This window comes from Actinomadura fibrosa (assembly GCF_900659615.1).
In the GTDB taxonomy this organism is placed as follows: Bacteria; Actinomycetota; Actinomycetes; order Streptosporangiales; family Streptosporangiaceae; genus Spirillospora; species Spirillospora fibrosa.
This window is the reverse complement of record NZ_CAACUY010000281.1, coordinates 1-10,278: the sequence shown is the minus strand read 5'-3', so window position 1 is coordinate 10,278 and position 10,278 is coordinate 1. Positions and strand designations below refer to the sequence as shown.

The 10,278-nt window shown below is 74.6% G+C and carries 8 protein-coding genes and 1 pseudogene; 7 read left to right on the top strand and 2 right to left on the bottom strand.

Going from position 1 to position 10,278, the window contains the following annotated elements; genetic code table 11:
• The 5 genes and pseudogenes from E1300_RS50795 to E1300_RS42785 form a co-directional block, all read left to right on the top strand.
• Positions 1 to 1,050, top strand: a pseudogene (locus tag E1300_RS50795) (phosphoheptose isomerase); the annotation flags it as partial.
• 203 nt (positions 1,051 to 1,253) lie between these two features.
• Positions 1,254 to 2,780 carry a glucose-6-phosphate dehydrogenase gene (zwf, locus tag E1300_RS42800; protein WP_131763004.1) on the top strand — a complete coding sequence of 509 codons (1,527 nt, stop codon included), beginning with the start codon at positions 1,254 to 1,256 and terminating at the stop codon, positions 2,778 to 2,780.
• Complete coding sequence (gene opcA / locus E1300_RS42795) at positions 2,780 to 3,898, top strand: glucose-6-phosphate dehydrogenase assembly protein OpcA (protein ID WP_131763003.1); 1,119 nt, start codon at positions 2,780 to 2,782, stop codon at positions 3,896 to 3,898. Before zwf ends, opcA begins: the two co-directional genes overlap by 1 nt.
• On the top strand, positions 3,895 to 4,671 hold the full coding sequence (gene pgl, locus E1300_RS42790; RefSeq protein ID WP_131763002.1) for a 6-phosphogluconolactonase: 777 nt from the start codon (positions 3,895 to 3,897) through the stop codon (positions 4,669 to 4,671). The genes opcA and pgl overlap by 4 nt, the downstream gene beginning before the upstream one ends.
• 156 nt (positions 4,672 to 4,827) lie before the next feature.
• On the top strand, positions 4,828 to 6,036 hold the full coding sequence (locus E1300_RS42785) for a L,D-transpeptidase (RefSeq protein ID WP_131763001.1): 1,209 nt from the start codon (positions 4,828 to 4,830) through the stop codon (positions 6,034 to 6,036).
• Positions 6,037 to 6,088: 52 nt separating this feature from the next.
• Here E1300_RS42785 and E1300_RS42780 read toward each other — a convergent pair whose 3' ends face one another.
• Complete coding sequence (locus E1300_RS42780; protein WP_242619758.1) at positions 6,089 to 7,663, bottom strand: alpha/beta fold hydrolase; 1,575 nt, start codon at positions 7,661 to 7,663, stop codon at positions 6,089 to 6,091.
• Positions 7,660 to 8,850, bottom strand: coding sequence for a serine hydrolase domain-containing protein (locus E1300_RS42775; RefSeq protein WP_131763000.1), 1,191 nt, complete (start codon positions 8,848 to 8,850; stop codon positions 7,660 to 7,662). The genes E1300_RS42780 and E1300_RS42775 overlap by 4 nt, the downstream gene beginning before the upstream one ends.
• Before the next feature lie 201 nt (positions 8,851 to 9,051).
• Here E1300_RS42775 and E1300_RS42770 point away from each other — a divergent pair, with 201 nt between their 5' ends.
• Both E1300_RS42770 and E1300_RS42765 read left to right on the top strand, forming a co-directional pair.
• Positions 9,052 to 9,480 carry a pyridoxamine 5'-phosphate oxidase family protein gene (locus E1300_RS42770; protein WP_131762999.1) on the top strand — a complete coding sequence of 143 codons (429 nt, stop codon included), beginning with the start codon at positions 9,052 to 9,054 and terminating at the stop codon, positions 9,478 to 9,480.
• A 53-nt stretch (positions 9,481 to 9,533) separates the two neighbouring features.
• Entirely contained in the window at positions 9,534 to 10,211 is a 678-nt protein-coding gene (locus E1300_RS42765; protein ID WP_131762998.1) for a response regulator transcription factor, read from the top strand.
• Positions 10,212 to 10,278: the final 67 nt, after the last annotated feature.

Below are 10,278 nucleotides of genomic sequence, written 5' to 3'. Positions count from 1 at the left end.
CCCGCGCCGACCGCGTTCGGGGCCCTGTCCCCCTACGCGCTGGTCCCGGCCGCCCTCGCCGGGGTGGACGTGGCATCGCTGCTGGACGAGGCCGCCGCGGTGCTGCCCTCGCTGACCCGTCCCGAGAACAATCCCGGCCTCGTGCTCGGCGCCATCCTCGGCGGCGCGGTCCGGGCCGGGCGGCGGACGGTCGTGCTGGGCGGCTACCCCGCCGCGCTCCCCGGCCTCGCCGGCTGGGTCGCCGCGCTGCTCCGCGAGTCCGTGCGGGGGCGCCTGCTGCCGATCGTGCAGGGCGGCGGCCTGCCCGTCGTGCCGTCCGACGACCTGTTCCTCGTGACGCTGGACGGGCGCCCGCGGCAGGACGACGCCACCGTCTCGGGGCCGCTCGCCGCGCAGCTCGTCGTGTGGGAGTACGCCGCGGCCGTGGCCGCCTACCTGCTGGGCGCCGACCCGCTCGCCGACCCCGATCGCGGGAGTCCCCCGGCCCCGGGCGGCGACGGGGAGCCGCTGCTGGTGGACGGGGAGCCGGGCCGCGCCGTCGAGGTGCGCACCGCCGACCGGGCGCTCGCCGAGGCCGCGACCGGTTCCCGGAGCGCGACCGGGGCCATGGCGCCGCCCGGGACCGCGCCCGCCGGGCTGGGGCCGCTTCTGGACGCGCTCGCGGCGTCCGCGGGCGCGGACGGGCACCTCGCGATCGTCGCGCACCTCGATCCGGACGAGGCACGCGGCCAGGGACCGCAGGTCCGCAGGCTGGCGGCGCTGCTCGCCGCGCGCTGCGCTCGCCCCGTAACGGTCAGTTGGGGTTCCCGTTACCCGGCGTTCGGGAATGATCTCCGGGAGAACGGCGTATACCTGGTGGTGACCGGTAACGTCGTCCGCGACGTGCCGGTCCCGGACCGGCGCCACCGGCTGGGCGCGCTCCAGCTCGCGCGGGCCCTCGGCGACGTGCGGGCGGCGGCGGGGGCGGGCCGCCCGGTGGTCAGGCTCCACCTGCAGAACCGCTGGGCGGGACTCGCCCGGCTGCTGGACTCCGCCCGAGGAGGGGCATGAGCTCTCCGGCGGCGGCGACACCTACTTCCGCGTTGTCATGGGACACGGGGTCAACACAGGATGCGTGGTCATAGCAGGATGCTCAGTGCGAGCGGGACGGCCCGGCGACGAGGGCCGAGCCGTGATACGAGGCCGGATCAGTGGGCAGGAACGGTCCACTGCAGAGAGCGAGAAGGCGAAGTGCGAGTAGAGGGGGCCGCCACGTGACCAACACAGCCAATCCGCTCCGGGACCCGCGGGACAAGCGCCTGCCGCGGGTGGCCGGGCCATGCGTGCTCGTGCTGTTCGGGGTCACCGGGGACCTGTCCCGCAAGAAGCTGCTCCCCGCCATCTACGACCTGTCGAACCGGGGCCTGCTCCCGCCGGGCTTCTCGCTCGTCGGGTTCGCGCGCCGGGACTGGGAGAACGAGGACTTCCGGCAGATCGCCTACGAGTCGGTGAAGGCGCACGCGCGGACGCCCTTCCGCGAGGACGTCTGGACGCACCTGTCGGAGGGCATGCACTTCGTCCCCGGCGAGTTCGGCGACCCCGGCGCGTTCGACGCGCTCGCCATGGCGGTCAAGGAGCTGGACGAGAGCCGCGGGACGGGCGGGAACTACGCGTTCTACCTGTCGGTGCCGCCGAAGTTCTTCCCGCAGGTCGTGGAGCAGCTCCAGCGCAGCGGCCTCGCCGAGCGCAAGGAGCGCCAGTGGCGGCGGGTCGTCATCGAGAAGCCGTTCGGGCACGACCTGAAGAGCGCCAAGGAGCTGAACGACACCGTCCACCGGGTCTTCCCCGAGGAGTCGATCTTCCGGATCGACCACTACCTCGGCAAGGAGACGGTGCAGAACATCCTGGCGCTGCGGTTCGCGAACACGATGTACGAGCCGATCTGGAACCGCTCGTACGTCGACCACGTGCAGATCACGATGGCCGAGGACATCGGCATCGGCGGCCGCGCCGGCTACTACGACGGCATCGGCGCCGCCCGCGACGTCATCCAGAACCACCTGCTCCAGCTGCTCGCGCTGACGTCGATGGAGGAGCCGACGTCGTTCAGCGCCGAGGCCGTCCGCGAGGAGAAGGCCAAGATCCTGTCGTCCGTGCGGGTGGCCAGCGACCTGTCGCTCGCCACGGCCCGCGGCCAGTACGCCGCCGGGTGGCAGGGCGGCGTGAGCGTCCAGGGCTACCTGGAGGAGGACGGCATCCCGGCCGGCTCCCGGACCGAGACCTACGCGGCGATCAAGCTGGAGATCGACAACCGCCGGTGGGCGGGCGTGCCGTTCTACCTGCGCACCGGCAAGCGGCTCAGCCGCCGGGTGACGGAGGTGGCGATGGTGTTCGACCGGGCGCCGCACCTGCCGTTCTCCCACACCGACACCGAGGAGCTCGGGCAGAACGCGCTGGTGATGCGGGTGCAGCCGGACGAGGGCATCACGGTCCGGTTCGGCTCGAAGGTGCCCGGCACCTCGATGGAGATCCGCGACGTCAACATGGACTTCGCCTACGGCGAGTCGTTCACCGAGTCCTCCCCCGAGGCCTACGAGCGGCTGCTGCTGGACGTGCTGATCGGCGATCCGCCGCTGTTCCCGCGCCAAGAGGAGGTCGAGCTCTCCTGGAAGATCCTCGACCCGATCACCGAGTACTGGGCGAGCCAGGGCGACATGGAGCAGTACCCGTCCGGCGGCTACGGGCCCGAGAGCGCCGACGAGCTCATGGCGCGCGACGGTCGCACTTGGAGGCGGCTCTGATGAACATCGACCTCACCGGCACCACGACCCGCCGGATCCAGGAAGCGCTGACGCAGGCCCGGCACCTGATGGGCGGCCCCGCCGTCGGCATGGTCCTCACCCTGATCATCGTGACGGACGAGTCGGCGCAGTACGACGCCGTCCGCGCGGCGACCGAGGCGGCCCGCGAGCACCCCTGCCGGGTGCTGACCGTGATCTCCCGCGACCCGCGGGGCGGCTCCTCGCGGCTGGACGCGGAGATCCGCATGGGCGAGACCGGCCCCGGCGAGACGGTGCTGCTGCGCATGTACGGGCCGCTCGCCGAGCACGCCGACTCGGTCGTCGTGCCGCTGCTGATGCCCGACACCCCCGTGGTGACGTGGTGGCCGGGCGGCAAGGTGCCGAAGCAGCCCGCCAAGGACCCGCTCGGCCGGCTCGCGCAGCGCCGCGTCACCGACGCCTACGCGGCCCGCGACCGGCTCGGCACGCTCGCGCAGCTCGCGGAGGGGTACCGGCCCGGCGACACCGACTTCACGTGGACGCGGCTGACGTCGTGGCGGTCGCTGCTGGCCGCCGCCCTCGACCAGGACCACGACGAGATCACGGCCGGCGAGGTCACCGCCGAGCCGGACAGCCCGAGCGCGGAGCTGCTCGCGGCGTGGCTGTCGATCCGGCTCGGCGTGGCCGTGGACCGGAGCGTGTCCGAGGGGCCGGGCATCACCGGCGTCCGGCTGACCACGACGGGCGGCGACATCGTCGTCCACCGGCCCGACGGGCGGGTCGCGACGCTGTGCCGGCCGGGGCAGCCCGACCGGCAGGTGGCGCTGGTGCGCCGCCCGATGTCCGAGCTGCTGGCCGAGGAGCTGCGCCGCCTGGACCCCGACGAGGTCTACCAGGACGCCGCGGCCCGCTTCGCCAAGGACCTCGCGGGCGGCACGTCCGACGAGGGCCTGGCGAACGAGCCGGTGTCGGCCACCGCGGACGCGGCGACGACCGGGCCCGCGGCGGAGGCGGCCGAGAAGGCGGGCCGCCCCGCGGCCTCGGGCAAGTCGTCCTCCGCGCAGGGCGGGGGCAAGGCGACGGGGCGCAAGCCCTCGGAGAAGAAGCCGTCGCGGCGGTCCAAGCCGGAGGACGCGTGAGCACCCCGGAGGTCCTGGTCCACCGCGACCAGGACCTGCTCGCGCACGCGGCCGCGGCGCGGCTCGTCACCGCGATCGCGGACGCGCAGGCCGCGCGGGGCTCGGCGTCGGTCGTGCTCACCGGCGGCGGCGTCGGCACAGCGGTCCTCGCCGCGGTCGCCGCCGCGCCCGCCCGCGACGCGGTCGACTGGGGCGCCGTGGACCTCTGGTGGGGGGACGAGCGGTTCCTCCCGGCGGGCGACCCGGAGCGCAACGAGACCGGGGCCCGCGAGGCGCTGCTCGACCACGTCGGCCTCGACCCGGCCCGGGTGCATCCGATGCCGGCGTCCGACGGGCCCGACGGCGACGACCCGGACGCCGCGGCCGAGCGGTACGCCGCCGAGCTGCGCACGGCCGCGGGCGGCTCCGGCGTGCCGGTGCCGGTGTTCGACGTGCTGATGCTGGGCGTCGGGCCGGACGCGCACGTGGCGTCGCTGTTCCCCGAGTACCCGGCGCTGCGCGACGAGCGCCCCGTGGCCCCGGTGCGGGACTCCCCCAAGCCGCCGCCGACCCGGATCACGCTGACCTTCCCGTCGCTGCGCGCGGCGCGCGAGGTGTGGCTGCTCGCGGCCGGGGAGGGGAAGGCCAAGGCGATCGGCCGGGCGCTCGCCGAGCCGGACCCGGCGCACGTCCCGGCGTCGGGCGCGCGGGGCCGGGAGCGGACCCTCGTCCTGCTGGACCGGGCCGCCGCCGCCGAGCTGCCCCCGGGCGCCGGCCGGCCCGCCGGGAGCTGACGCGCCCGTACCGCGCGGCGCGTGTCCAGGCGAGACGCGCCGCGCGGCCGGACGTGACCGGCCGGGTTCCGAACATCCGCATGACTTCCTTCAAACCGCGCATACCCTGACGGCAGTACTATCCGCGTCGAGTGGCGAGGGGAGCCGGAGGTGCGCATGGGTCGGCCGGGAAGGGCACGCACGGCGAGCGCGGCGATCGTCGCGGCGGTGGCCGTCACGATCGCCGGATGCTCGTCCGGAGGCGGCGGCAAGGACGGGGACAGCGGCGGAGGCGGCAAGGGCGACGCCCCGGCCAAGCTGGCGATCGCGCCCGCGACCGGCACCAAGGGCGTCGCGCCCGACCAGCCCGTCACCGTCAAGGCCGACGGCGGCAAGCTGACGTCCGTCACCCTGACCTACGGCAAGAACCAGAAGGCCGAGGGCAAGCTCGCGGCCGACGGGAAGTCCTGGCAGAGCGCGCGGAACCTGCGGCCGTCCACGACGTACACGGTGACCGCGCAGGGCAGCGGCGACGGCGGGAAGCCCGTCACCGCGACGTCCACGTTCACGACGCTGACGCCGGCCAGGAAGCTGGAGAGCGGCATGTCGCCGCTGGAGGGCGAGACGGTCGGCGTCGGGATGCCGGTCCAGCTGCTGCTGTCGCGGCCGGTGAGCACCAAGGCGGGCAAGGTCGCGGTCGAGCGCGCCCTGGAGGTGCGCATGTCGAAGCCGGTCGAGGGCGCCTGGTACTGGATCAGCGACAAGGAGGTCGACTTCCGGCCCCGGGAGTACTGGCCGTCCGGCGAGAAGGTCCAGGTCGTCGCGCGCCTCGCGGGGCTGAAGGCGGGCGAGGGCATGTACGGCATGAAGGACCGGACGCTGAACTTCACCGTCGGCCCGAAGCACGTCACCACCATCGACGCCAAGAAGCACCGCGCGACCGTGACCAACGGCGACGCCACCGTGCGGACGATGAAGGTCAGCCTCGGCAAGCCCGGCCACGACAGCTACAGCGGGACGATGATCGCGCAGGAGAAGGCCGCCAACATCGTCATGGACTCGGCCACCACCGGCGACCCGGGCGAGTACCGCATCCCGACGAAGTGGAACGTCCGGATGACCTACAGCGGGACGTTCGTGCACTCCGCGCCGTGGTCGACCGACTCGCAGGGCAACGACAACGTCAGCCACGGCTGCGTGAACGCCTCGCCCTCGGACGCGAAGTGGTTCTACGACTTCACCAACCGCGGCGACATCATCAAGGTCACCGGGACGACGCGCAAACTCCAGTTCGGCAACGGCCCCACGCCGTGGGCCAAGACGTGGGACGAGTGGCTGAAGGGCAGCGCGGTCGGCGCGCCCGTCACCGGCACCCAGCTCAACTGACGCGACCGTGGTGAAGGGGCGCCCGGGCCGGGGCGCCCCTTCACGTCTTCGGTCAGCCCTGCGGGGCGCAGGTGACGTCGGTCTCGGGGAGCCGGCCGGTGAGCAGGTAGCCGTTGGCCGCGTCGTTCACGCAGTCGTTCGGGTATCCGCGCTGGTAGGGCGCGTGCACGTACGCGTCCCGGAGCGTGATCATGCGGGAGCCGCGGAGCAGCCGGTGGAGTCCCTGGCTGGAGGCGTAGTCGGTGCGGGTGTCGCCGGTCGCGGCGACCATCAGCGCGGGCACGTGCCCGCCGACGGGGGTGAGCGGCTCGCGCGGTCGCACCGGCCAGAACGCGCAGGGGTTGATCCCGTAGGCGACGCCCGCGAAGGACGGGGAGTCCTTCCGGTGCCGCTGGACGTCGCGCCAGTACACCTCGGGATCGCGGGGCGCGGCGGCGTCCCCGCAGACGATCGCGGTCTGGCCGCTGCCGTAGCGCGACTCCGCGCCGGTGAGCAGGAACGCCAGCTCCTCGTCCAGTGCCTCGGTCGGCTCGGCGCGGCCCTCCTCGGCGGCCTGCTTCAGCACGCGGACGGACGCGGCGAGGTCGGCCCTCGCGGCGTCCTCGTCGGTGCCGAGGCCGTTGAACAGCAGCACGGGCACGGTGCCGTCGTCGACGCGGTACCGGCCGACGGCCAGCGGCTCGCGGGCGGACGCCCGCACGACCCGCCGCACGGTCGCGAGGACCTCGGCGCGCGTGCCGCCGAGGCCGTACTCGGCGTCCCGCCCGGCGGCCCAGCCGGCCCAGGCGGCGAGCGCCCGGTCGTTGGCGGTCTCGGTGCCGGCCAGCAGGCGCGGGCCCCAGCGCGCGGGGTCCACCGAGCTGTCGAGCAGGTCGCGGTCCAGCCGGCCCGGGAACATCGACGCGTACACGGCGCCGAGGTAGGTGCCGTACGAGGCCCCGTTGTAGGAGATCGTCCGCTCGCCGAGGGCGCCGCGGACGATGTCCATGTCGCGGGCGATGTTGCGGGTGCTGACGTGGGGCAGGAGGTCGCCGCTCGTCCGCGCGCACCGGTCCGCGAGGTCCTTGGCGAAGGCGACCGCGCGGTCGAAGGACCGCCGGCTCTCCCCCGCCGATCTGATCCAGGTGCCGCTGGGCCAGCCGCAGTCCACCGGGGCGCTGCGGCCGAGCGAGCGCGGGTCCATGCCGACGAGGTCGTAGCGCGGGCCCGCCTGCTTCATGATGCCGCGCATGTACGGCGGCATGTCGATCGCCGGTCCCGGGCCGCCCCCGTTGAGGATCATCGTGCCGATCCGGTGCGCGGGGTCGGACGCCGCGAGCCGCGAGATCGCGATCGTGATCGTCCGCCCGTCCGGCCGCGCGTAGTCGAGCGGGACGGTGACGCCGGCGCAGCGGGCTCCCGCCTCGTCCAGTTCCCGCCCCACCTGGTCGTCCGGGCCGAGCGCGCAGTCCTTCCACGCGAGGTGCTGGGAGTAGAAGCGCCCGAGGCCCCCGTCCGCGGAGGCGCCCGGTCCCGGTCTCGGTTCCGCGCCTTCCGCGACGGCGGACGGTAACGCCGCCGTCGCCACCGCCGCGAGGCCCGCCGCCACGACCGTCCGCATCCTGCGGACCGTCCTGCTCGCCGTCACTTCCGCTCCCTTCCGCCGCCCTCGCACAGGGCGGTGTCCACGAGGGCCAGCTGGTCGTCGAACTCCTTCAGGCTGTTCGCGCCGTCGTTGAACAGCACCGCCACCCGCCGGCCGCCGGGAGCGACGCCGCCGAAGGCGGAGAACCCCTCGATCCCACCGGCGTGCCCCCACCAGTCGCCGCCGCAGCGCCGCAGCGGCGTCCGGATGAGCCCGAGGCCGTACTTCGCGTCCTTCCACACGCGGTCCGGGTCGGCGTCGACGGTCTCCCGCATCTCCCGAAGCAGGTTCCGGGGCAGGAGCCGTCCGCCGAGCAGCGCGCCGAAGAAGGTGCTCACGTCGCGGGTGCTGGAGATCAGGGCCCCGCCCGCCCAGCCCGCGGACAGGTTCATCTCGGTGTAGTCCTTCCACCGGACGGTGCCGTCCTCGGTCGTCCGGACGTAGCCGCGCGGGTGCGGGCCGCGGATCCCCGTCTCGTCGCCGGGCCAATAGGTGTCGCGCAGCCGCAGCGGCGCGATGATCCGGCGCTCCACCTCGTCCGCCCAGGTGCGGCCGGTGACCTTCTCGATGATCATCCCGGCGATGACGTAGTTGGTCGTGGAGTAGTGCCACGTCCCCTCTGGACGCGGCAGGCCGAGGGCCCGGTCGACGAGCTCCCGGGGCTCGAAGTGCCGGAACCGGAAGTCCTCGGTGGTCGGGAAGGTGTCCATGTGGTCGGGGAGGCCGCTGGTGTGCCGGAGCAGGCTCCGCACCGTGATCGTCCGGCCGTCGTAGCCGTTCCGGTCGATCAGGCCGGGCAGGTAGCGGGCGACCGGCGCGTCCAGCGCGATCCTCCCCTCCCCCGCGAGCTGGAGGACGGCCACCGCGGTGAAGCTCTTGGTGATGCTGCCGATCCGGCCGCGCATGCCGGCGCGCATCGGCGCGCCCGTCCGCCGGTCGGCGATGCCGCTCGCGGCCGTCCAGGACCCGCAGGCCGGATCGTCCACGCGCACGATCGCGCCCGTGAGCCTGTCGCCGCCGGTCATCCGCTCCAAAGCGCGTCGGGTCGCCGGGCGGTCCCCGCAGCCCGGCGGGGCGCCCGCATGCGCCGGCGCGGGCACGCTCGCCGCGCCCGCGACCGCGGCGCCCGCCGCAAGGACGGCCGCCGTCCGCCGGGGCCTCCCCCGCCGCCTCGTCTGTGTCGTCGTCATGGGGCCCGACGCTAGGCGCGGGCCGTCCAGCGCGCACTGCGGTGATCACCCCGGCCCGTCCTCCGGCCAGCGGCACGCCGCTCCTGGTGCAGGCCCCATGTACGGCGTCCCGGCCCGGCCTCCGGCCGCCCGCCGGTATCGAAACGGCGTTCGCGCGGGCGACCAGGCATGGCGGCCCCGGTGGGGGGCATGGTGAAGGACATGGCACCTGAGTCGTCCGAGCAGCCCGCCCTGGAAGAACTCGACCGCGCCGAATGCCTGCGCCTGATCGCGCCGGGCGGGGTCGGCCGCGTCGCCTACGACGACGGCGAGGGCCCGGCGGTGGTCCCGGTCAACTACACCGTCGACGGCGAGTCCGTGCTCTTCCGGACGTCGGTGTCGGGGCGCCTGAACCGCAGCCTCCTGTCGGCCGTGACGGGCGGGCAGGTGCGGGCGGCGTTCGAGGTCGACCACTTCGACGAGGGGTCGCGCACGGGCTGGAGCGTGCTGCTGCGCGGCGGCGCCCACCGGCTGTCGGACGACGAGCGCGACAAGGCGGTGCGCGTGGACCCGTGGCCGGGCGGCGAGCGCGAGGCCTGGTTCCGGCTGGCGGCGCTGGAGATCAGCGGCCGCCGCCTCCTCGGCACCTGAACCGCCTCCGGACGGCGATGATCCCGACGCCGCCGGACCCGTAGAGTGACGGGATGGACTCCTCCCCCATCCGCGTGCTCATCGTGGACGATGACGCGCTCGTCCGGGCAGGGCTCTCGATGATGCTGGCGAGCGCCGAGGACCTGCGCGTGGTGGGGGACGTCGCCGATGGCGCGGAGGTCGTGCCCGCGGTCAACCAGCACCGGCCGGACGTCGTCCTCATGGACATCCGGATGCCCCGCCTGGACGGCCTCGCGGCGACCGAGCTGCTCCGCGCCCGCCGCGAGCCGCCGGAGATCGTGATCCTGACGACCTTCGACACCGACGAGCACATCCTGCGGGCGATGCGGGCCGGGGCGAGCGGCTTCCTGCTCAAGCACACCCCGCCGCCGGAGATCGTCCGGGCGATCCGGCGGGTGGCGGCGGGCGAGCCGATGCTGTCGCCCGCGGTGCTGCGCAAGATGATGTCCTACGTCGCCGGCAGCGGCGCCGACCCGCGCCGCGAGCGGGCCCGGGAGCTGCTCGGCCGCCTCACCGGGGGCGAGCGGGCGGTGGCGGCCCTGGTCGGCCGCGGCCGGACCAACGGCGAGATCGGCCGGGAGCTGTCGCTCAGCGTCGCCACCGTGAAGGCGTACGTGTCGCGGCTGCTGACCAAGCTGGAGCTGAACAACCGGGTCCAGATCGCGCTGCTCGTCCACGACGCGGCCCTCGACGAGCCCGCGCCGGGCTGACCGCTCCCCCTCGGCCCCGCTCGCCGCGTTCGCGATGGGCGGTGGCGGCGCGCGCGGCCGGTGCGGT